At 32.9% G+C, this 22,758-nt stretch carries 24 protein-coding genes and 1 tRNA gene; 13 read left to right on the top strand and 12 right to left on the bottom strand.

Translation table 11 applies throughout. The annotated features are described in order from the left end of the window. Positions 1–40: 40 nt before the first annotated feature. Positions 41–1,177: a 1-acyl-sn-glycerol-3-phosphate acyltransferase gene (locus ACHRV0_RS01880; RefSeq protein WP_129022568.1), complete on the top strand. Its 1,137-nt coding sequence runs from the start codon at positions 41–43 to the stop codon at positions 1,175–1,177. Beyond that, complete coding sequence (locus tag ACHRV0_RS01875; RefSeq protein ID WP_395439729.1) at positions 1,167–2,195, top strand: asparaginase; 1,029 nt, start codon at positions 1,167–1,169, stop codon at positions 2,193–2,195. The genes ACHRV0_RS01880 and ACHRV0_RS01875 overlap by 11 nt, the downstream gene beginning before the upstream one ends. 381 nt (positions 2,196–2,576) lie before the next feature. Here the strand turns inward: ACHRV0_RS01875 and ACHRV0_RS01870 are convergent, their stop codons facing one another. Continuing rightward, positions 2,577–3,818, bottom strand: a complete 1,242-nt coding sequence (locus ACHRV0_RS01870) for an MFS transporter (protein WP_395439728.1) — start codon at positions 3,816–3,818, stop codon at positions 2,577–2,579. A gap of 91 nt (positions 3,819–3,909) precedes the next feature. Here ACHRV0_RS01870 and ACHRV0_RS01865 point away from each other — a divergent pair, with 91 nt between their 5' ends. Next, on the top strand, positions 3,910–4,779 hold the full coding sequence (locus ACHRV0_RS01865) for a LysR substrate-binding domain-containing protein (RefSeq protein WP_395439727.1): 870 nt from the start codon (positions 3,910–3,912) through the stop codon (positions 4,777–4,779). Between the two features lie 60 nt (positions 4,780–4,839). Continuing rightward, positions 4,840–4,926 (top strand) — tRNA-Ser (locus tag ACHRV0_RS01860). A gap of 56 nt (positions 4,927–4,982) precedes the next feature. Here ACHRV0_RS01860 and ACHRV0_RS01855 read toward each other — a convergent pair. The 5 genes from ACHRV0_RS01855 to ACHRV0_RS01835 all read right to left on the bottom strand — a co-directional run bounded on the left by ACHRV0_RS01855 (position 4,983) and on the right by ACHRV0_RS01835 (position 9,626). Next, positions 4,983–5,489, bottom strand: coding sequence for a GNAT family N-acetyltransferase (locus tag ACHRV0_RS01855; protein WP_395439726.1), 507 nt, complete (start codon positions 5,487–5,489; stop codon positions 4,983–4,985). Positions 5,490–5,562: 73 nt separating this feature from the next. Continuing rightward, on the bottom strand, positions 5,563–6,528 hold the full coding sequence (locus ACHRV0_RS01850; RefSeq protein WP_395439725.1) for a nitrilase family protein: 966 nt from the start codon (positions 6,526–6,528) through the stop codon (positions 5,563–5,565). Positions 6,529–6,597: 69 nt separating this feature from the next. Next, positions 6,598–7,422, bottom strand: a complete 825-nt coding sequence (locus ACHRV0_RS01845; protein WP_395439724.1) for a DUF6597 domain-containing transcriptional factor — start codon at positions 7,420–7,422, stop codon at positions 6,598–6,600. A 155-nt stretch (positions 7,423–7,577) separates the two neighbouring features. Continuing rightward, on the bottom strand, positions 7,578–8,360 hold the full coding sequence (locus ACHRV0_RS01840; RefSeq protein WP_089053730.1) for a DUF3050 domain-containing protein: 783 nt from the start codon (positions 8,358–8,360) through the stop codon (positions 7,578–7,580). An 87-nt stretch (positions 8,361–8,447) separates the two neighbouring features. Further along, positions 8,448–9,626, bottom strand: coding sequence for an acyl-CoA dehydrogenase family protein (locus ACHRV0_RS01835; RefSeq protein ID WP_089053731.1), 1,179 nt, complete (start codon positions 9,624–9,626; stop codon positions 8,448–8,450). 167 nt (positions 9,627–9,793) lie between these two features. Here ACHRV0_RS01835 and ACHRV0_RS01830 point away from each other — a divergent pair, with 167 nt between their 5' ends. Then, positions 9,794–11,557, top strand: coding sequence for an AraC family transcriptional regulator (locus ACHRV0_RS01830; RefSeq protein ID WP_129022575.1), 1,764 nt, complete (start codon positions 9,794–9,796; stop codon positions 11,555–11,557). A 40-nt stretch (positions 11,558–11,597) separates the two neighbouring features. Here ACHRV0_RS01830 and ACHRV0_RS01825 read toward each other — a convergent pair whose 3' ends face one another. The 3 genes from ACHRV0_RS01825 to ACHRV0_RS01815 all read right to left on the bottom strand — a co-directional run bounded on the left by ACHRV0_RS01825 (position 11,598) and on the right by ACHRV0_RS01815 (position 12,209). After that, positions 11,598–11,753, bottom strand: coding sequence for an rSAM-modified peptide (locus ACHRV0_RS01825; RefSeq protein WP_089053733.1), 156 nt, complete (start codon positions 11,751–11,753; stop codon positions 11,598–11,600). Positions 11,754–11,832: 79 nt separating this feature from the next. Then, the gene (locus ACHRV0_RS01820; RefSeq protein WP_395439723.1) at positions 11,833–11,991 is read right to left on the bottom strand and encodes an rSAM-modified peptide; all 159 of its coding nucleotides are present in this window, start codon (positions 11,989–11,991) and stop codon (positions 11,833–11,835) included. An 80-nt stretch (positions 11,992–12,071) separates the two neighbouring features. After that, positions 12,072–12,209, bottom strand: coding sequence for an rSAM-modified peptide (locus ACHRV0_RS01815; RefSeq protein ID WP_129022576.1), 138 nt, complete (start codon positions 12,207–12,209; stop codon positions 12,072–12,074). A 493-nt stretch (positions 12,210–12,702) separates the two neighbouring features. On the opposite strand from ACHRV0_RS01815, the gene ACHRV0_RS01810 reads away from it, so the two are divergent. From ACHRV0_RS01810 to ACHRV0_RS01785, 6 genes are all read left to right on the top strand, one after another. Then, positions 12,703–14,262, top strand: a complete 1,560-nt coding sequence (locus tag ACHRV0_RS01810) for a vitamin K epoxide reductase family protein (RefSeq protein ID WP_395439722.1) — start codon at positions 12,703–12,705, stop codon at positions 14,260–14,262. A gap of 285 nt (positions 14,263–14,547) precedes the next feature. Next, positions 14,548–14,739 (top strand): hypothetical protein, encoded by a 192-nt coding sequence (locus ACHRV0_RS01805; protein ID WP_395439721.1) that lies wholly within the window; start codon positions 14,548–14,550, stop codon positions 14,737–14,739. 345 nt (positions 14,740–15,084) lie between these two features. After that, complete coding sequence (locus ACHRV0_RS01800) at positions 15,085–15,300, top strand: hypothetical protein (protein WP_395439720.1); 216 nt, start codon at positions 15,085–15,087, stop codon at positions 15,298–15,300. Positions 15,301–15,804: 504 nt separating this feature from the next. Beyond that, positions 15,805–15,996 (top strand): hypothetical protein, encoded by a 192-nt coding sequence (locus ACHRV0_RS01795; RefSeq protein ID WP_123872341.1) that lies wholly within the window; start codon positions 15,805–15,807, stop codon positions 15,994–15,996. Positions 15,997–16,175: 179 nt separating this feature from the next. Continuing rightward, positions 16,176–18,368, top strand: coding sequence for a peptidase domain-containing ABC transporter (locus ACHRV0_RS01790; RefSeq protein WP_395439719.1), 2,193 nt, complete (start codon positions 16,176–16,178; stop codon positions 18,366–18,368). Positions 18,369–18,370: 2 nt separating this feature from the next. Next, complete coding sequence (locus ACHRV0_RS01785) at positions 18,371–19,666, top strand: HlyD family secretion protein (RefSeq protein WP_395439718.1); 1,296 nt, start codon at positions 18,371–18,373, stop codon at positions 19,664–19,666. On the opposite strand, the gene ACHRV0_RS01780 is transcribed toward ACHRV0_RS01785, so the two are convergent. From ACHRV0_RS01780 to ACHRV0_RS01770, 3 genes are all read right to left on the bottom strand, one after another. Further along, positions 19,663–20,370: a tRNA1(Val) (adenine(37)-N6)-methyltransferase gene (locus ACHRV0_RS01780; protein ID WP_395439717.1), complete on the bottom strand. Its 708-nt coding sequence runs from the start codon at positions 20,368–20,370 to the stop codon at positions 19,663–19,665. The two genes, ACHRV0_RS01785 and ACHRV0_RS01780, sit on opposite strands and share 4 nt — an antisense overlap. Before the next feature lie 83 nt (positions 20,371–20,453). Next, positions 20,454–20,978, bottom strand: coding sequence for a ribosome maturation factor RimM (gene rimM, locus ACHRV0_RS01775; RefSeq protein ID WP_129022580.1), 525 nt, complete (start codon positions 20,976–20,978; stop codon positions 20,454–20,456). A gap of 15 nt (positions 20,979–20,993) precedes the next feature. Continuing rightward, entirely contained in the window at positions 20,994–21,557 is a 564-nt protein-coding gene (locus ACHRV0_RS01770) for a 30S ribosomal protein S16 (RefSeq protein WP_129022581.1), read from the bottom strand. A gap of 198 nt (positions 21,558–21,755) precedes the next feature. Here ACHRV0_RS01770 and ACHRV0_RS01765 point away from each other — a divergent pair, with 198 nt between their 5' ends. Continuing rightward, the gene (locus tag ACHRV0_RS01765) at positions 21,756–22,247 is read left to right on the top strand and encodes a DUF6252 family protein (RefSeq protein WP_395439716.1); all 492 of its coding nucleotides are present in this window, start codon (positions 21,756–21,758) and stop codon (positions 22,245–22,247) included. Positions 22,248–22,374: 127 nt separating this feature from the next. Then, positions 22,375–22,725 carry an RNA-binding protein gene (locus ACHRV0_RS01760; RefSeq protein WP_089053747.1) on the top strand — a complete coding sequence of 117 codons (351 nt, stop codon included), beginning with the start codon at positions 22,375–22,377 and terminating at the stop codon, positions 22,723–22,725. Positions 22,726–22,758: the final 33 nt, after the last annotated feature.

Raw genomic sequence — 22,758 nt, 5'->3', positions numbered from 1 at the left:
TTTTTTTTGTTCATTTGCCCACTTAAACAGATAAATAATAATGCAGAGATTTGATGCCATTCGACCGTTCTATGATTCCGAAATAAATGAAGCACTTCATGGTGTAGTCAATCATCCGATGATGAAAGCTATGATGAATTTTACTTTTCCGGATGTGGAAGATGAGGTTTGGAAGGAACAGCTTAAAAAAACACATTCAATTCGTGATTTTCAATGCAATTTTATTTACAATACCATTCAAAAAGTTCTGGAAAGAAGTTCTGAAGGACTTACAACTTCTGGTTTTGAAAAATTAGAAAAAAACGAATCTTATTTGTTTGTCTCCAATCATAGAGATATTCTTTTAGATACAACCTTGCTTAATGTTTGTTTATTTGAGCATGGTTTGGTTATGACCGCATCTGCAATTGGAGATAATTTAGTTAAAAAAGCATTTTTGTCAACCTTGGCAAAATTAAATAGAAACTTTTTGGTTTTAAGAGGTTTAACACCTCGTGAGATGCTTCAAAGTTCTAAATTATTGTCAGAATATATTGGGCACTTACTGCTTCGCGAAAACCGTTCAGTTTGGATCGCACAGCGAGAAGGACGTACCAAAGACGGAAACGATGAGACAAATCCAGGAGTTTTAAAAATGATAGGAATGGGTTCTGATGAAGCCAATTTGATGGATTATTTTAAGAAATTAAAAATTGTTCCCGTTTCTATTTCATACGAATATGACCCAACAGATGTTTTGAAAATGCCGCAATTAATGGCAGAAGCAAACAATGAAGTTTATATTAAAGAAAAAAATGAAGATTTCATGACCATTTTAAGCGGTATCATGGGAACTAAAAAGAGAATACATATTTCTGTAGGCGATGTTTTGGATACTGAAATTGATCAGATCGTTGCAGAAAATGACAATGCAAATAAGCAAATTCAAGCTTTGGCTCAAGTTATAGACGATTCAGTATTGAAAAACTATAAACTATGGCCGACTAATTTTATCGCTTACGATATCTTGAATAAAACCAATACATTTTCTCATTTATACAAAGACAGTGAAAAATCATTGTTTGAGCGTCGTTTAGAAATGCGTATTGGCAGTGATAATCCTGTTACTAGACAAGGTTTTCTTGCCATGTACGCCAATCCGGTTGTCAATAAATTAAAATATGGAGATGTCATCTAAGGCTAAAATACTTCTAATTTATACCGGCGGAACCATCGGTATGAGCAAAGACTTTGAAACAGGAGCGCTTAAAGCCTTTAACTTTGGGAAGTTATTGCAAAAGATTCCTGAAATCAAACAATTAGATTGTGAAATCGAAACGGTTTCTTTTGAAAATCCGATAGATTCCTCTAATATGAACCCTTCTGAATGGACAAAAATTGCAGAAATCATAGAAGAAAATTATGCTTCTTATGACGGATTTGTGGTTCTTCACGGTTCAGATACTATGTCATATTCAGCCTCCGCATTAAGTTTTATGCTCGAGAATTTGGCAAAACCAGTTGTGTTTACAGGTTCTCAATTGCCAATTGGAGATTTGAGAACGGATGCAAAAGAAAACCTGATTACAGCAATTCAAATTGCTTCACTTCTAGAAAACGGAAAACCTGTTATTACAGAAGTGTGCCTATATTTTGAATATAAATTATACAGAGGAAATCGCACCTCAAAAGTAAACGCAGAGCATTTTAGAGCTTTTACAGCACCAAATTACCCTGAATTGGTAGAATCTGGAGTACATTTAAAATTAAACTCACATTTATTTCTTCCTGTAAATAAAAATGCAGATTTGATTGTTCACAAGAACTTAGACAATCATGTAGCGATCATAAAAATGTTTCCGGGAATGAGCGAAACTGTTTTGGCTTCGATCTTGGCAACTCCAGGTTTACGCGGAATTGTACTCGAAACTTACGGCTCCGGAAATGCTCCAACCGAAGATTGGTTTTTAAATTTAATTGAAAAAGCGATTAAATCTGGAATGCACATTGTAAATGTGACACAATGTTCTGGCGGAAGCGTAAATATGGGACAGTACGAAACGAGTACAGCCTTAAAATCGCTTGGAGTTATTTCGGGAAAAGATATTACTACAGAAGCTGCAATAACAAAACTAATGTATTTATTAGGGCATAATATTCCGCAAAACGAATTTAAAAATATCTTTGAAACGGCATTGCGAGGGGAAATTTCTTAAATTAAAATACCATATTTAAAATCCCAAATTCTAAAAATTAAAAGTTAGAATTTGGGATTTTTTTATTGCCTTTTCTTAATTAGTTTGTCATTTCGAGGAACGAGAAATCACACTCGATAATCGACAAAGATTGGTTCTTTCGCATGAGGAATTCCTAGTGTGATTTCTCGTTCCTCGAAATGACAATTTTGTGGTTACTTTGTCTTCAACGGATTAAAATCCGTTGCTGCAAAATGAATCATTCCTTCGGAATTTCATTAAAAGTTCCATAGGAACAAATTGTATTGTAGGGATGGATTTTAATCCATCCTTACGTCGAAATGACAAGATTGTTTACAATTGGAATTCGGATTTTTTCTATTGGAATTTCTTTTCAAAGGATTAAAATTTGGAATTTCGATATTCAACAGGACAAGTCTCTAACTCTTCAGAAGATTTATGTTTTTTGTAATACACATAAACAATTACAGAGATAATACTGATTATGCCCTGAATGGCAACCGTATTTCGAGTTCCTGTAATGTGCGAAACATACCCAATTATCAAACTTCCAACAGGAATCATTCCCTGATAAGCCATTAAATAATAACTGATACTTCTCGAACGCATATTAACGACACTTTGCGTTTGAATGTAAATGTTTATAGATGAGGTTTGTGCCATCATACCTACGCCGCTCAATGCCATACAAATTAAGGCGATAGTTAAACTATTTGAGTAAGCGAGTATGATAATACTGAAACCTAATAATAAGCTCGCAGCGATCATTATTTTGCTCATATTGTCTGATTTTTTCAAATTAGCGAGATAAATTGCTGATATGATGGAGCCAATTCCGGCAGCACTTTCAAACCAGCTGAAAGTTTGTGCATTACCGCTAAAAATATCTTTGGCAAAAACAGGCATCAAAGTATTGAAAGAAATTACAAATAAACTGCTGCAGGTTAACATTAAAAGCATTTTTGCCATTTCAGCTTCTTTTTTGATATAATCAAAACCTTCAATAAAATCTTCGAGCATTTTAAATTTATCAACGGCTTTAATATGAGGCGTGATTTTCATCATCAATAAAGATATTAAAACAGGAATATAGCTTAGAAAATTTCCAATAAAACAAATATCCTCACCATAATTATGCAGTATAATTCCAGCTAAAGCAGGTCCCGCAATTCGGGCAAAATTATTTAAAGTGGAGTTTAAGGCAACCGCATTTGGCAGATCTTCTTTGTTGTCGACAATATCAATCATCATAGTTTGTCTGCAAGTCATATCAAAAGCATTGATAATTCCTTGAAAAAGACTTAAAGCCAGAATAAAATTGATGTTGTAAATTTTTAAGTAAATCAACAAAGCCAGAGCTCCAGCTTGAAGCATTGCTAAAGACTGCAATAAAATCATGGCTTTATGTCTGTCGTATCTGCCAATAATACTTCCTGCCAATGGCGCTAAAAACAAAGACGGAATCATACTTAAGAAAGTGGCCAAGCCTAACAAAAATACAGATCCGGTAATGCTGTAAACCATCCAGCTTACTGCTGTTTTTTGAAGCCAAGTCCCAATAACAGAAACGGATTGTCCGTAAAAGAATAACTTGAAGTTTCTTGATTTTAACGCTTTAAACATAACCTGAAATATTTTTTTACAAAGTTCGGGATTATGATTTCATTAGAAAAATTAATAATTTTACTCATTATGAGTAGTAAAACTTATCAATATGGAAATTTATCAACTCGAATATTTTATTAAAACAGCTGAGGTGTTACATTTTACAAAAGCCGCCGAGTTGTGTTTTGTAACACAATCCGGACTTTCGCAGCAAATAAAAAAACTGGAAGAGGAACTGGGAATGCCCTTATTTAAAAGGATTGGAAAAAAAGTTCAGCTTACAGAAGCCGGTTCTGTTTTTTTAATTCATGCTAGAAAAGTGGTCGAAAATGTCGAAAACGGAAAACAGGCAATTGAAGATTTAAACGAAATGATTGGCGGCGAACTTCGATTAGGCGTAACGTATATTTTTGGACTTTTGATTTTACCTGTTATAAATGCTTTTGCAAAAACGTACCAAAATTTGAAAATTGTAGTTGAATACGGTACAACAGAAGCTTTAGAGCAAAAATTGATCACCAACGAATTAGATTTGGTTTTGGTTATTTCATCGCATGAGATCGAGCTTCCAATTCAGAAAATGCCATTGTTTACTTCAAATATGGTTATGGCGGTTTCTAAGTCACATTCTTTAGCTTCTTTAGATAAAATACCTTTTAAGAAAATTGAAGATGTCCCGCTTATTTTACCCGGAAAAGGATCTAATTCAAGAGAATATGTCGAAGTGTTGTTTAAAAAATACAATATGAAGCCGAAAATCTCGATAGAATTAAATTCAATTCATGCTTTATTGCAAATGGTAGAGAATAGTGATTGGGCGACAATTGTAGCCGAAAAAGCACTAAAAGGCTGGGATAATCTAAGAGCTATTCAGATTACAGGAGTTGTGACCAAGCGAGAATCGTATATGTTAACCATTGGAGGTTACCAGAAAAAAGCAGTAAAATTATTCATGGAAGAATTTAGAAAAAGCATTTAAACTAATCTTGAGTTTTACTTTTGAAACTCGATTTTTTTTGTGTTCTTTGCAGACCAAAATAGAGAGGTGTCCGAGTGGTTTAAGGAGCTAGCCTGGAAAGCTAGTATATGGGTAACTGTATCGAGGGTTCGAATCCCTTCCTCTCTGCAGAATTAGAAAACCCTTGTGAAAGAATTTCACAAGGGTTTATTTTTTGATAGAACCTAAAGTTTAATCTCAAACAAGCTAAAAGAACCTTCTTTATAATGTTCTGGTAATTCGCTTGTCCATTCGATAGTGCTTATTCCTTTGTAGGTGAAACCGCAGCTAGTGTAATATTTATTTATCCTTTCGTTGCCACTGTGTGTATCAAGTCTAATGTATTCTTTACCATTTTCTTTGGCATATTCCTTAGTCCAATCAATGATTTTTTTAACGTACGATTGCCCTCTAAACTTTGGGTTTGTAGCAATACGATGCAAATAAACTGCAGGATCTGCACTGGCTTCTTTCCAAATAATTAAATCGTTAAAAGTTAGTACAAATGTACAAGCAACTTCGTCTCCTTCTTTGATTATAAAATGACGATTTTCGGCAATTTCTTTTTCTATTAATGTTCTTTCAAAACCTCTCCAGCTTTTATTATTTACTGTTTTCTGGTAAGATGTAGCTTCATTGTAAATATCGAAAACAGCATCGATATCTTTATTTGTAGTTTTAAAAAATTCCATTATTGGGCTTTGTTCTGTAAATTTATGAATCTTCAAAGGTAGATCTTTCAATTGCTTTAAGGATTCGAAATCTTTAATTTATGCTTTTTTTATCAGAGTTGAGCCAAACTACATTTTGCTCTGAGTTATGATCTTGACCAATAATATCTTTGTACAATTCTGGTCTTCTAGCTTTTATGTAACGATTTCCTCCTGCATGAATGCATTTTTCTGGAGTAAGCACCGCCGTTGCAAAAGAATCGTCAAAAGTGCGGCATTTTGCCAAAATATCTCCAAAAGGGTCTATAATCATCGAACAGCCGTTTTTTAGTTGGTCATCATCCATGCCAATTGGGTTTGAAAATACAGCATAAATAGCATTGTCATAAGCTCTTGCAGGCAGCCATTTCATTAACCAATCTCGGCCTTTCATTCCGGCAAATTCTAAACGTAAAGAGGTTGGGTCAGCTTCGCGGTTTTTCCAAAGCTGCGGCGCTACAAAACCAGCGCCAGGTCGGGTAGAAGGAGTACACATCGTTACATGAGGCATAAAGATAATATCAGCGCCCAAAAGTTTTGTGGCGCGTACGTTTTCGATAATATTATTGTCGTAACAAATTAAAATACCACATTTCCAGCCTTCAATTTCAAAAAGACAATATTGATCTCCTGCAGTTAAATAAGGATTTATAAATGGATGCAATTTTCGATATTTGGCCACTAAACCATTTTTATCTACGCAGACATAAGCTTTAAAGAGATCGTCGTTTTCGTCTTTTTCAAAGAGTCCCGCTAGAATTACAATGTTGTTGTTTTTGGCAATTTCAATTAATTTCAAAATGCTTTCTCCACTCGGAATCAGTTCTGCCAAGTCTAACATTTGTTCTTTTGATAAGCTTCTTGCAAATGTATATCCGGTTATAGAACATTCGTGAAACGAAATTACGTCACAGCCTTCGGCAGATGCCTTTTGAGAAAGTTTTTCGATTACAGATAAGTTGTAGTTTTTGTCGCCGCTTTTGTTTTCGAATTGTGCTGTGGCTATTTTTAGATTTTTCATATTGTGCACTATTAATTTTAGTCAAAAATAGCGACAGCAATATTTTAGAAATTGTACAAAACCGACATTTTAAAATGACAAAGGCGGGAATCTTTTTATAAGATTGTTGGTCAATTTTCCGCTGTTACATATGTATTCAGTTGGAGTTATTCCGGTATGTTTTTTAAACTCTTTTATTAAATGCGATTGATCTGAAAATCCGGCATCGTAACAAATTGTTGTTAGGTTGGTTTCGTGTTTTTTGTCTTTTAACAGTTTTAGAAAATGATGTAATCTTACCACGTTACCAAATTTCTTCGGATTTAACCCGACGCATTCCTTGAATTTTCTTTCAAGGTGCCTTTCGGTGTAACCCGTATACTCAACTAATTGTTTTAAAGTAAAATGTCCTTTATTGGCAGTAATAAAGTTTAAGGAATGGTTTACTAATAACTGATTTGAAGCCGTTTTGTTGATGATTAACGATTTAAAAAAAGAATTAAGCAGTTCAGCCCTCATTTGATTGTTTTGTTGAAACAAGCTCTCCTGCAGCTTTGCAGCTTTTTTGCCAAAAACATCTTCGACAGGAATAATCGAGTCGTGAAATTCATTGGCAGGAATTCCTAATAGTTGATGAATTCCGTTGGGCTGAAAAACAACAATTATCAACGTAATTTCATTTTCAGAATAAAGATCTTTATAACCGTTAAGTTGTCCGTATAAAAAAGAAGATGGCAGATAATCTTTGACGTCATATTTATTAATTCCAGAAATGAGTTTGCTTTTTACAGAAAATACAAGTCCGGTATTTCCATCTGAAAATAGGCGGAATTTTTGCACAGCAGTTTCGGCATTATCTAAAAAAAGATAATGTTTAATGTAAGGAGAAAGCTCTTTTGATGGTGAAACCTGCATAGTCTTATTTTTAACCTGCTTTTTCAAGACAGTTTAATTTCTTCAAACGGTAATTGTTATAGTAGAAAACAAAATTCCAATAACTTATCTGTTGTTTAAACAGTTTTAGTTATTGGAATTTTTTAAAGAACAGTTACGTTAAATAACTTATTTTTTTAGACCATTTCAGTCTTCATCAGAATTTCTTCCTCGATAGCGTTCCAAAGTCCAATTCGTTTTTCTAAAGCTAAGATTGAAACCTCTTCAACTTCTTTCCATTTTTGTGCGTCATCTTCACATAAATCTGTGATCATCTGCATCGCCATTGGTCCGTGTTCGTCGGCATCAAGTTCAATATGACGTTCGAAATAATAAACAAGTTTGCTTAAATCAGTATCAGGAAAGTTTTTTTGAAAGTTTTTGAGGATTTCGGTAAACATACTCGGAATCAAATCTTCTCTTCCAAAAGTAAAAGCAGCAGCAATTTGATGCGGTTTTCCTTCTTCAATAACTCTAAAAGTAAAATCTAAGAAAGATTTTATTTCAGGATGAACAGAACTTTGTTTTATGGCAACAAAAATATTATGAAGCGAATTTACTTCATTCAAAAATTTAGTAATTTCAGTTGTATCTGCACCACAGTCTTCCATCGCTTCAAGATACATTTCATAGTGACTTTGTCTTCTGCCGTCTATGCTTAAGTCTGTTTCTTCTGCTAAAACAATTTCATTAATTAGATATCTTGTTTCAGGGTTTTTGGTAGCAAACCAAGGCGTTGTTGTACAAGTAAGTTTGGCTTGTAAAGCTTTTAATAAAGACATAAAGTCCCATACAGCAAAAACATGATTTTCTAAGAAAGTATGCAGATCATCAATGCTGTGTATTTTGTTGTATAAAGAATGTTTTAAAAGCTGCTCTTTTTGAGGTTGAATGCTATTGTGTATAGTTTCAATATTCATGTACGAAAATTTTATACAAAGATAAAAAGCTTCCTGGTAAGAAGAAGCCTTTTAAATTGATTTTGTGTATAATTTAATAGTTGTTTATTATTTAAATGCCGAAATTCCAGTTACATCCATTCCAGTTATTAGTAAATGTATGTCGTGAGTTCCTTCATAAGTAATAACACTTTCAAGATTCATCATATGGCGCATAATTGAATATTCGCCGGTAATTCCCATTCCGCCCAGCATTTGTCTGGCTTCGCGAGCAATTTGAATCGCCATATTGACGTTGTTGCGTTTTGCCATCGAAATTTGAGCTGTCGTCGCTTTCCCTTCGTTTCTTAAAACTCCTAAACGCCAAGTTAATAATTGTGCTTTTGTAATTTCGGTAATCATTTCGGCTAGTTTTTTCTGCTGTAATTGTGTTCCTCCAATTGGTTTTCCAAACTGGATTCTTTCTTTAGCATATCTTAAAGCAGTGTCATAACAGTCCATTGCTGCTCCAATTGCTCCCCACGCAATTCCGTATCGAGCAGAATCTAAACAGCCAAGCGGTGCACCTAAACCAGATTTGTTTGGTAAAAGATTTTCTTTCGGCACTTTTACATTATCAAAAATCAATTCTCCAGTTGAAGAGGCGCGAAGTGACCATTTATTATGAGTTTCAGGAGTTGTAAAACCTTCCATACCACGTTCTACAATTAAACCATGAATGCGGCCTTCTTCATTTTTTGCCCAAACAATTGCAATATCAGCAAAAGGTGCATTAGAAATCCACATTTTGGCACCATTTAAAAGATAATGATCACCCATATCTTTAAAATTGGTAATCATGCTTCCGGGATCAGATCCGTGATCTGGTTCAGTTAAACCAAAACATCCTATATATTCACCTGTTGCCAGTTTTGGTAAAAACCTCATTCGCTGCTCTTCATTTCCATACTTCCAAATAGGATACATTACTAATGAAGATTGAACAGATGATGTAGATCTTACTCCAGAATCACCTCGTTCTATTTCCTGCATAATTAAACCATACGAAATTTGGTCTAAACCTGCACCGCCATATTCTACTGGAATATAAGGTCCAAATCCGCCAATTTCTCCCAGTCCTTTTATGATCTGTTTTGGGAATTCTGCTTTTTGAGCAAATTCCTCAATAATAGGGGAAACTTCTCTTTTAACCCATGCACGTGCAGACTCTCTCACTAATTTGTGTTCGTCTGTTAATAAATCATCAAGATTGTAATAATCTGGAGCTTGAAATAAATCTGGTTTCATTTTTGTATAGTTTTACTAAACAAATTTACGCAATATAAATATAACAAAATGAAGTAAAATTGTTATATTTACAAGTATTAGTTATAAAATAATCACAAATAAGGTAAATTATTTTTAGTTTATTGATAATTTATAACCTAATTTTGAGATTCCAAAACATAAAATGAATGAGGCTGATCATCTCTTTTCTACTTCTTTTTGTTCTTAATAATGCATTTGCTCAAGAATCAAATGTAATGAACGAGAAGGAGTATTTATTATTGCAAGAAAAAATTCGACTAAATTTTAATGCAAATGTCGACAGTGCTCTTGTATATGCTTCACAAATGGCAAGATCGAAGAATTATAAACATTTGGCTTTTGCAAATGGATCGATGACCGCTATGTTTCAGCTTAAGGGTGATTCAAAAAAATCTAAGGAAAGTTATAAAGCAGCTTTACAATATTTAGAAAAGATACCGGATTCGAAAGAAAAGACGCAGCTCAAATCTTATATCTATAATTATGGAGGGTTGGCTGAGACCTATCGAGGTAATTATGGGAAAGCGCTGGAAATTTACCAAGAAGGAATGAAGTTGTCTTTACAAATTAATGATGTAAAACAACTGGTTAAGTTCAAGATGAATATTGCTTTAGTAAATGAGGCAGTAGGAAATTATCAATTATCAATTAAAAATGTAAAGCAAATTGATCGCTTTGTTGACGCAAATGAAAGTGTTTTTACTAAAGATCAATTTTTAAATCTTAAAAGTAATCTCAATCGGAGTTTGGCGAGTTCCTATGAAAGCTACTTTATGAAAAATTCAAGTAAAAGACATTTGCTTGATTCTGCCGAATATTACTACAAAAAAACCATAAATTATTCTCAAAATTTTGCTTCTAATAAAATAGTAGCAAAACTAAGTTTAGGGAATGTCTATAATTGGAAAGGCGATTATAAAAATGCCGAAAAAACATATTATGATGTCGTCTTTCTATCCAGTCAAAATAATCAGAAAGATATATTGTGTGTTGCCAATTATAATTTAGGCGATATTTATTTTACAACTAAAAAGTACGATAAAGCATTGGTTTTTTTCAAAAAATGTGATTCGATTTCTGCAATTACGAATGCTAATGCTATCGATTATTTAAAATCGAATTATTACCAAGCAAAAATTTACAATATTCAAAATAAACCAGAACTTGCTTATAAGCACTCAAGGATTTATTTGGATAATTATGAGAAGTTTGAGGAAAAGTTAAGTGCTGAAGCTTTAGAAGTTAACTATAAACAAGGTGTGCACAATCTTACTGACGAGATGGTTACTATTGAAGAAAGGTATAAAAATGAAGTTCTGATAAATAGAGGTCTTAAGGTTTTTTATGTATTAGTATTTGTAAGTGTGGTATTCTTGTTAATTAAAAATATTAGAGATAAAAATAAGGCACATAAAAAAATGAATGCTTTAATTGAAGAATTTAAGGCAAATATCGAGAAGAAAAACAACAACGAATTAGTTGAGTCGCAGCCAGAAATACAAGAAGAAGTTCTAGAATTGGAAGAAGCACAACTCAAAAAAGAAAACATTCCTTTAAGTATTGACGAAGCTAAAGAAAACAAAATTGTTGAAAAATTATTGGCTCTCGAGAGTAAATTAGAGTACTTAAATGCCGATTTTACATTGCCTTATGTAGCTAAGAAAATAAAAACAAATACAACTTATTTGTCTTATGTAGTTAATAAACGATTTGGTAAATCATTTGGAGAGTATTCGAACGAGTTGAAAATTAATTATGTAATTAACGAAATGATTACCAATCATATGTATCGAAAGTATTCTACACAGGCTATCGCAGAAAGTGTTGGTTTTAAAAATGCTGTTTCTTTTGCTAAATCGTTTCGCAAAAGAACTGGAGTATCTCCAGCTCAGTTTGCGAATAATATTTAGTGAGATAGTTACTCAAAGTAACATTTCTACGAATCAAATTTTAATTAGCACCTCCTAAGCCTCCTTTTCCAGGATCAACAGGAGTTGGAGGAGTTTCATCCGTATTATTATCGTCTCCTCCTCGTACCATTTGTTGTTGTTGTTTTGATAATTCTTTTCCTTGAAAATCTTCGAATTTTAATTTTTGATTTGACATGATTTGATATTTTTAGTGTTGTGGGTTTTAAAAGTGTAGTATTCTTGTTTTGAATAAAGGTGTGTTTTAAGAGAAACTTTTAGTTTACTCCTCCTAATCCTCCTTTTCCAGGATCAACTGGCGGCGGCGGCGGAGTTATATCTATATCATTATCATCACCTCCTCTTACCGTTTTTTGTTGGTTTCTAGATAATTTTTCTCCTTGAAAATCTTCGAATTTTAATTTTTGATTTGACATGTTTTAGTGTTTTTAGTGTTGTGGGTTTTTAAAACAGGGGTAGGTTTTAATCAAGATTTGGAGTTTTTTTAAGATTTTTTTTAATTGGTACCTCCCAATCCTCCTTTTCCAGGGTCGATAGAGGATGGTGTAATTCCTCCTCCTTTTACTATTTTTTGTTGTTTTTCAGATAATTTTTCTCCTTTAAAATCGTCTAGTTTTTGTTTCAGATTTGACATGATTTGGTGTTTTTAGGGTTGCTAATTTTTTAATAAATGCAGTAGGCCTTCTGTCAAGATTTGGAGTTTTTGGGTATTTTTTTTAGTTGAATGAATAGCTCAAAAATTGTTTTTGCAGATCATTTGAAAGATTTTAAGGGCGGCAAATCTTCTTTTTTGAACCTTGATTTTTTACAATTTTTAGATGTTTTTTTTACTCAGAAATCTTTAAAATTTAGTTTGTGATTTGTTGCGTTTTTGCATTTTATGTTTTCTGATTTGTCAAAACTAGATAAAATGAGAAACCCTTGATCGAAATTAGGGTTTTGAGGTTTTTGAATGGTTATTTTGATTTGTAACGACCTGATTTGTAGCAATTTGAACACCTTATTGTACTAGTTATAATTTATAAATTGTATGTAGTATAATTGATAAAATGTGTGCTTTTAGGATTATTTTTTGAATAAAAACAGCAATATTTGTACTGTAATTATGATTTAAACCAGTCCAAAGGATGTTAAAACTTATTCAAAAATTTCTTCAAATAAACAGATACTCAGAAGTGAAAAATGAGTTTAAGGATTTGTTTCTTTCTCATCCTAATTATCCAAGTTTATTTGCCATAACAGATTCTTTCGATTTACTGTCAATCGAGAATGCTGCAGTAAGAGTTTCTAAAGAGCAGATCGTTGATTTGCCTTCAAATTTTTTGGCTTATTTTAAAGATGAATTAACATTGGTTGAGCGAGCAAAAAACTTTGTTCGAATTAGTACTATTAAAAAAGGAGTTCAGAAAATATCATATGATAAATTTCTTTTAGATTGGAACGGAGTAATTGTAGCAATCGAACCTAATAATGTTGTTGCAAGAGAAAATTTAAAAGTTGAATTGAGCGGATTAAAATACTTCTTGCCATTTTTTCTTTTAGCAGGGTTGTCGTTCTTTTATAATACATATACTTTTTATAGCATCATATTTTTACTAACCTCGGCTTTGGGATTAATTGTTAGTATTTTGATCGTTCAGGAAAAACTGGGTTTTAAAAATGGTGTTATTTCAAAGTTCTGTAATCTAAGTGCAAATTCATCATGCAGCTCAGTATTAAATTTTGATGAACATTATAGTGACAAATGGATTAGTTTTTCTGATCTCCCGCTGCTTTTCTTTGGAGCATCATTTATAGCAATTTTAGTGCAGCCTTTAAGTTCATCTGTTTTTGTGGGATTCTTGAGTTTATTAGCAATTCCTGTGATCGTATCATCTATATGGATTCAAAAATTTGAACTTCAAAAATGGTGTGTAATGTGTTTAATGGTTTCGTTTTTAATTTTTACTCAAAGTTTAATTTGGTTTTCTTCAGACTTGTTCACTTTGAATTTTAGTTTCGAGACGATTTTTCCATTTCTTTTTTCTTTAGTTCTTCTTGTGCCAATTTGGTTTGTTATAAAATCAATTGCTAAAGACGTTCTTAATAATGAAAACACTTTAAAAGAGCTAAAGAAGTTTAAAAGAAATTATTCATTACTTGATTTCCTGTCTAAAAAAGTTTCTTATACAAATGGACTTGAAGATTTGCGAGGATTAAATTTTGGAAATAGAAGTGCCGCTGTAAAACTTACTGTAATCGTAAGTCCAAGTTGTGTACACTGTCATAAAACATTTCAAGAAGCTTTTGACTTAGTATTGAAATTTCCGGATAAAATATTTTTGAACGTATTATTTAATGTTAATCCTGAAAATGTTGATAATCCATATAAAGTTGTTGTCGAAAGGCTTTTGTCAATAAACAGATCAACTCCAGGAAAAACAGTCGAAGCAATTTCAGATTGGCATATTAAAAAAATGAGTCTGAAAAAATGGTTGAAAAAATGGAATGTTGATTCAGTGAGTATGGTTGTTAAACAAGAAATAAATAAGCAGTATGAATGGTGTTCTAAAAATAACTTTAATTATACTCCAGTGAAAATTGTAAATGAGAGCTTGTTTCCAAACGAATATGAGCTAAATGAATTGAAGTACTTTTTAAATGATTTTGCAGAACCGAAAGAAGCTGTTCTTGAAAAAACAGCTTAGTTTCAAATAGAATAAGAATAGAGTTACCCCCAAACCGAATAAATCAAGAGTTATGTTAAAAAACATCTTAAATCTGGAAGGATCGCAAGAGATAACCGCCAGTGAACAAAAAACAATAGTAGGTACAAACGTTAAAGAAACTAGTCCAAAATGTGACACATGGTATAGTAGATCAGGTTTGACCTTTGAAGATTGTGCAGAGTATTACTCGTTAGATTTGAATTACGCTAGTGTAAATTAAGATTATGCAATTGTAAAAAGATTCGAAAATAAATTCAAATAGTAATGTTAAAGAAAATTTTAAATCTGAAACATGCTCAGCATATTAGTAAAAGTGAGCAGAAAACAATAAAAGGCGGTATTCCAGAATGCTGGGTATATGCAATAGAAGCCGGATGTGTGTTGATACCAAGCGGCGGGACATGTCCAATAAATATGGAAGCTGGTATTTGCGATACTAATCGTTTATGCTGCTAATTTTTTGAAATTATTTAAAGTTATATACATACAGCCTTTTTTAAAATTTAGTCATGTTTTTTTTAATTTGTAGGCGCTCGATCGTGGAACATTGAGCAAATATCCCCACATTGATGATTGGTGTCGGGATTCTCAGGAAAAGTGGTCACTCGATTGGTTTTATTTGGTTAGGCTGATCAAGTGCCATCTCCTAGAGAAAGAATGGTTTTAGTAAGATATAGTGGTAATAGAAATAGTTCTTCCTTTTTTTATAGTAAAACAAAGTATAGTCGAATTGCTATAATAAAGTGATATATAATCAGAGGTGTTAGAATAATTGAAGTATTAACAATAAAACAAAAAACTATGTTAAAAAACATTTTAAACCAAAAAGACACTTTTTTGCTAAGTGCAGCTGAGCAAAAAAATATAAAAGGAGGAGGCCCAATTAATCCTCCATCAAATTGTCGTTGTCCTTGTCCTGGTACAGGCAGTAATTCTTGTTTTTCATATTGCCCTGATGGAACAATCCCAGCACTGAATGAAGGTAGTACAGGGAATTGTAAGTTTCCATTTGAATAAAAACATTCGGAGCATTTTTTAGTTAATAATACTATTCAAAACCAGTAAAAAGTTGTAGTGTATTTATAAGTATTTAGAACCATAATTGCATATACTTTGATATTGGATGAGAGTTTATAAAAATTTTGCTTTTGGTTAATTTTTGAAACTTATATAAAGTAATATAGAAACAGCCTTTTTTAAAATTTAGTCATGTTTTTTTTAATTTGTAGGCGCTCGATCGTGGAACATTGAGCAAATATCCCCACATTGATGATTGATGTCGGGATTCTCAGGAAAAGTGGTCACTGGGTTAGTTTTATTTGGTTAGGGCTGATCAAGTGCCATCTCCTAGAGAAATGATGCTGCAAGCAGTATTTTATATTTATGGGAGGACTAGTTCTCTCTTTTTTTTGTCATAGAATTTAATAGTAATAAAAATACTACAATGTTTTTAAGTTAAACAGACAGAGGCTTCGACTGTCTTAAAATGATTGAAGTATTAACAAATCAAAAAAACAAATCATGAAAAAATTAAAAGATTTAATTGGTATTGAAGTTTTAGGAGTTAATGAAAAGAAAAACATTATGGGCGGAGGACCTGGGATAGAGGCCTGTTATTGTCCAGGAACAAATATTTTTGCAGGTATTATACGTCCAGGCGATGGTGAAACTTGTGCTTCGGTTATTGAGGACGGTTGTCCGCTAGACAGCTAACCATAAAATATATTTAAAGTAAAGAAAGCTTTGTTGTTTTTTAACAAAGCTTTCTTGCTTTTTTATAGATTAGTAGAAAACCAATTATAAAAGGTGAAATTTAGTTGATTAATTAAAGACTGATTTATATTTTAAGATTTTTTGTATAATATTGTTATGAATAAACCCAAATAGCAGAGTTGAAAAAATTCACCAGTTACAAACAAGCAGATTTTAAAGATTGCGGGCCAACATGTTTAAAGATTATAGCCAAACATTATGGTAAAACAATTAATATTCAGGAGCTGCGCGATGCAAGCGAAACGACTCGTGAGGGAAGTAATTTGCTTTTTTTGAGTGATGCTGCAGAAAAAATTGGTTTTAGAACTTTAGGCGTAAAATTAAGTGCAGAACGACTTGAAGAAGCGCCGCTTCCGTGCATTTTACATTGGAACAAAAACCATTATGTAGTACTTTACAAAATAAAAAAAGGGATTTATTATATATCAGATCCTGCTTTTGGTTTAATTGAATATAATAAAGAGGATTTTCTTAAATTTTGGATTGGAAACAACGCCGATGATTCGACTCAAGAAGGTATTGCTTTATTGATTGAGGCCACACCAAAATTTTTCCAATCTGAATTTGATAAGGAAGATGGTAAAGGAATTGGCTTTGGATTACTTTCGCAATATGTACTTCGCTATAAATCATTTTTGATTCAATTGTCTATAGGTTTATTAGCAAGCAGTTTGCTGCAGCTTATTTTTCCATTCCTAACGCAAAGTATTGTCGATATTGGAATACAGAATCAGAATATTCATTTCGTTTATCTAATTCTTTTTGCGCAGTTATTTCTATTTGCAGGAAGAACAGGTTTAGAACTTATCAGGAGTTGGATTTTACTGCATCTTTCAACCCGTATTAATATTTCACTTATTTCAGATTTCTTTATTAAACTAATGAATCTGCCCATTTCATTTTTTGATGTGCGAATGACGGGTGATATTATGCAGCGTATAAATGACCATCGCCGAATTGAGAAAATCCTAACCACATCTTCATTAAACGTCTTGTTTTCTGTTATAAATATGTTTGTAATGGGAGCCGTTTTGGCCTATTTCAATCTAAAGATATTCTTAGTCTTTTTTGTTGGAAGTCTTCTTTATTTTGGATGGATAACCTTGTTTTTAAAACGAAGAGAAATTTTAGATTATAAACGTTTTGCCGAGGTTTCTCAGGAGCAAAGCAAAGTGATGGAACTTATAAACGGAATGCAGGAAATTAAACTCCACAATGCCGAAAAACAAAAACGCTGGGGCTGGGAGTATGTGCAGGCTAGATTGTTTAGAGTTTCGATAAAAGGGTTGGTTTTAGAGCAAACACAAACAATTGGCTCCTCGGTCATCAACGAATTAAAGAATATTTTTATCATCTTTCTATCGGCAAAATTAGTCATCGACGGTTCAATTACATTGGGGATGATGCTGGCAATCAGTTCTATTGTAGGTAGTTTAAATGGGCCGGTAACACAGCTTATTGAATTTGTTAGAGAACTGCAGGATGCAAAAATATCATTGGCAAGATTGTCTGAAATTCATGAAAAAGAAGATGAAACACAGCAGGAAGTTCATCAAACAAATGATGTTCCATTTGATGCTCCAATCGAAATCAAGAATATTTCGTACCGCTATTTAGGCTCTGATATTCCTGTTTTAGATAACTTAAGTCTTGTGATTCCGCCAAATAAAATAACTGCTATAGTGGGCGTCAGCGGAAGCGGTAAAACTACTTTGATGAAGTTGCTGCTTAAGTTTTATGAGCCTGAAAAAGGAGAGATTACTATTGGAAATGCACAGCTGAAAAATATTTCTCAAAAAGCATGGCGTTCTAATATTGGCGCAGTCATGCAGGAAGGCTTTATTTTTAGTGATACCATTGCCAATAATATTGCTTTTGGAGTTGATGTAATTAATAAAGAACGATTGGTTTATGCGGCTGATGTGGCAAATATTAAAGAGTACATCAGCGAATTGCCGCTTGGTTATAATACAAAAATTGGAGCAGAAGGGGTAGGGATGAGTACTGGACAAAAACAAAGGCTATTAATTGCAAGAGCCGTTTATAAAGACCCCGAAATTTTATTTTTTGATGAAGCAACATCAGCTTTGGATGCAAATAATGAGAAGGAAATAATGAGAAAGCTAGGTTTGTTTTTTGAAAATAAAACTGTAGTCGTAATTGCGCATCGGTTAAGTACGGTTATGAATGCAGATCAGATTGTAGTTTTGGATAAAGGAAAAATTATAGAAATAGGATCTCATACCTCTTTGGTAGAACAAAAAGGAAATTATTTTGAATTGGTTAAAAATCAATTGCAGTTAGGAAATTAATTATGGCAGAAGAACATAACACATTCGAATTAAGAAGCGAAGAAGTTCAAGACATTCTCACCAAAGTACCGCATTGGATGATTCGATGGGGAACGGTTTTGATATTTGTAATTATAGTGCTTCTCTTTTTTGTTTCCTGGTTTATAAAATATCCAGATGTTGTAAATACCGAAATTGTAATTACAACCAATATTCCGCCAGAAAAAATAGTTTCAAAGTCCTCAGGAAGGATTGAAGCTATTTTGGTAAAAGATAAAACAATTGTTTCTAAGAATACAACATTGGCAATAATTGAAAACACAGCCAATTATAAAGATGTTTTTTTACTAAAAAGCATAACGGACAGTTACAACATTAATGATCCTAAAAAAGAATTCCCATTTGCACAATTAAAAAACACACAATTGGGTGAAATTGAAAGTGCTTACGCAGTTTTTCAAAAAGATTATCAAGCGCAGGAATTAAATCATGATTTACAGCCATTTGCAATTGAAAACAGAGCGCAAGTTTCTGAGAAAATTCAAATAAAAGAACGATTAGATATTCTGCAGCAGCAAAAATTGATTAACGAAAGCGAACTTCAGCTTCAAAAAAATGAAGTTGCCCGTTTCGAAGTCCTTTTTACAAAAGGTATTATTTCGGCTCAGGAAATGGAAGCAAAGAAATTGAGTTTCCTGCAAGCACAGAAGAATTATCGAAGCCTTTTAGCTTCGATTTCACAATTAAAGTCCTCTTTGATTGATAACACAAAATCAAGTCAGAATTCGCAGATAAACAGCACCAAAGAGGAAGTGAATTTAGGGCGAAACATGGCGCAGTCATTTTATCAGCTTAAAAAAGTGATTAAGGATTGGGAACTAACCTATACACTAAAATCGTCAATCAGCGGAACGGTTACTTTTTTACAAGTTTGGACAGAAAATCAAACGATAAATGCGGGAGATAATGTTTTTTCGATTATTCCTGATGCTAAAAATGGCTTTATAGGAAAAGTAAAAGCTCCTGCTTTAAATTCAGGGAAGATAAAAGTTGGACAGCGAGTAAATATTCGTTTAGCTAATTTTCCAGATAGAGAATTTGGTGTTCTGAAAGGTAAAATCCGTAATATTTCGTTGGTGCCCGATAAAGATGGAAATATATTGCTAGATGTTGAACTGCCAAACGGATTAGAAACATCCTATAAAAAGCAAATCGTATTTCAGCAGGAAATGAAAGGAAGCGCTGAAATTGTAACAGAGGATCTTCGATTAATCGAAAGGATTTTATATCAGTTCAAAAGTATATTTGAGCAGGTTTAGAATTTCAAATAAAAATCTTTTGTAAGTTCAATATATTCTGGAGTATAAACGTGGCGATCAATTTCGATAACTAATTCATCAATTTCGATTTCAGAATTTTCATTTCGACTAAAAGCCAATAAACTACGTTTTACAGCTGAAGCGGGAGTTCCTTTTACTCGAGTAATTTTCAGGGGATATAATTCAGATTCTTTTGCTAAGGCGATAATTTTTTCTTCTTCTTTAAAAGGAAGGATTAAAGCAAATATTCCGTTTTCTGATAATAATAAATCGGCTGCTTCAACAAGTTCTTCAAAAGGCATTGCATCTTGAAAGCGTGCTAAATCGCGTTGTTCATTTTCTGTTTTATAATCTTCGGCATAAAAAGGCGGATTGGAAACAATTAAATCATATTCGTCTTCCGGTTCTTCTATAAATTCATCTAAACCAGCATGAAAACAAAATAAACGATCGCCCCAAGGAGAATTTTCGAAATTTTCTACCGCTTGTTCATAAGCTTCTTCATCAATTTCAAGAGCATCAATTTGTTCCGCATTTGTTCTCTGCGCAAGCATTAAAGCTATAATTCCAGTTCCTGCACCAACGTCTAAAATACTAAATGGATTGTGATTTATTGGAGCCCAAGAGCCCAATAAAACGCCATCAGTGCCTACTTTCATTGCACAACGATCTTGATTAATAGAGAATTGCTTGAACTGAAACATTGTGATTTATATTTTATGAAAAAGGTTTTTAATAGAAAGTTTAGTTTTCGATTAAACAATTAACCGATTAAACAAATCAACTTTTACAAGTACATTTCTACCAATCCTTCTGGAAGGTTCATGATTACTTTTTTATTCTCACGATCAATTTTTACCAAGAAATGATCAATCATTGGAACTAAAATTTCTACATTGCCATTTAAAACTTCAAAAAGCGGCTGTGCAGAAGAATCATTAATAGAAGTAATTTTTCCAAAAACACCTAAACGCTGATCTTCGATTTCAAAACCAATTACTTCGTGAAAATAGAATTTGTTGCCAGAAAGTTTAGGCAGCATAGTTAAAGGAAGATAAACAGCATTTCCAACTAAGGCATCTGCATCTTCTTCGGTATTTACATCTTCAAAACGAACTCTAAGAAAGTCGTTTTTGTGTAAAGAACTTGTTTCAATAAAAAAAGGAACCAAGTGTTTGTTATGTTCAACAAACACTGATTCCAGATTTTCGTATAACTCAGGTTCGTCTGTGTCTAAATAGATCAGAACTTCACCTTTGAAACTAAATTTTTTAGCGATTTTACCTAAATAAAAACATTCTTCTTTACGCATTATCGCTAAGTAAAATTATGCTTCAGTTGTTTCGTTATTCTCTTCAGCAGCAGGAGCTTCTTCAGTAGATGCTTCTACTTCAGCAACTTCTTCAACTGCAGGAGTTGCAGCAGCGATAGCGTCAGCTTCAGCCTGAGCCGCAGCAGCTAAACGTTTAGCGTTAACTTCTTTTTCAGCTTTTAAAGCTTTAGCTTTAACATCAGCTTGCGCTTTTGATAAACCGTCTTTTTTAGCATCAACTTTTCCAGCTTTAGCCTCTAACCAAGCAGCTAATTTAGCATCAGCTTGTTCTTGAGTTAAAGCACCTTTACGAATACCTCCATCAAGGTGGTGTTTCAATAAAGCACCTTTGTAAGAAAGAATAGCTCTAGCAGTATCAGTTGGTTGTGCACCATTGTGTAACCATTTAACTGCGCTGTCAAGGTTTAACTCAACAGTTGCTGGGTTAGTGTTTGGATTGTAAGTACCGATTTTCTCTAAGTATTTACCATCTCTTTTTGAGCGTGCATCTGCAGCTACAACCCAGTAAAAAGGTTTTCCTTTTTTACCGTGTCTTTGTAATCTAATTTTTACTGACATAATCTTATTGATTAAATTTTGAGGTACTCGACCTCTGTTAATTAAGGGCGCAAAGATATAATTTTTTTATCAATAATACGTTTCAAAAAGTATTAAATGCATTTCCATTCCAATTTTATTGTTTTTTTGCCTTTTTCGATCTTATTATTGAGGCAATTATCACTTAATGCGGTATTTTTGCACCAAATTGACTTAGATATGAAAAAATACTTTTATTTTTTATCGCTTTTTTTTATTGTCGCATCTTGTACAGAAGATGTAAAGTTCAATAATCCTGCTTTTCAAGGCTTAAAAGAAAATGTTTTTTGGAGAGCTCAAAGTTATAAAGCACATTTAGGTGAAAACGGCAGTATAGTGGTAGAAGGTTCTTTAGGATATGAAAAGGTTATTTTGCAAATGGCTTCGACTGCAGAGCAAACTTTTGCTTTGGGTAATGATGAATTTTCTAAGGCATCATACGAAAATAAGCTGTCTACAGAATTGTCTGCATTTTCAACAGGTACAGATAAAGGCAGCGGACAAATAGTTGTTACTGATTATGATAACGTAAACCATACAATTTCTGGAACGTTTAAATTTACTGCAGAAAACAATGATGAAACTAATATTGAAAAGCCCAAGATTAACTTTAAAGAAGGAGTCTTTTATAAAGTGCCAATTGAAGTGAGTGCTATAGAAAATAAGTTGTAGTTTTTTTCTCAGACATAGATTTTATAGAGGAATTATTAAAATCAAAATAAAAACATAAATAAACTAATATATAGTAGATTACAGAAAAATAAGACTACATTTGCTACATTATTATAAATAAGTACATATGAACATTTTTGTTGGAAGCCTTCCATTCAGTATTGAGGAAGCAGATTTAAGAGAGTCTTTCGAGGCTTATGGAGCAGTTGATTCAGTTAAAATTATCACTGATAAATTTACTGGAAGAAGCAAAGGTTTTGGTTTTGTTGAGATGCCAAACGATGCTGAAGCTCAAAAAGCAATTGATGAGTTGAACGGTGCTACTGTTCAAGGTCGTACAATTGTTGTAAATAAATCTGAACCAAAACCTGAAGGTGAAAGAAGAAGCTTCAATAACAACCGTGGAGGTGATTCTCGCGGAGGTTACGGAAACAACCGTGGTGGAAACGACCGTGGTGGTAACAGAGGAGGATATTAATATTTTTTTCTAAATATATAAAAGGGATCAACG

It is taken from the genome of Flavobacterium sp. FlaQc-30 (assembly GCF_044005885.1).
GTDB lineage: Bacteria > Bacteroidota > Bacteroidia > Flavobacteriales > Flavobacteriaceae > Flavobacterium.
The sequence above is the reverse complement of the archived record's forward strand: the minus strand, read 5'-3'. Positions and strand labels throughout refer to the sequence as shown.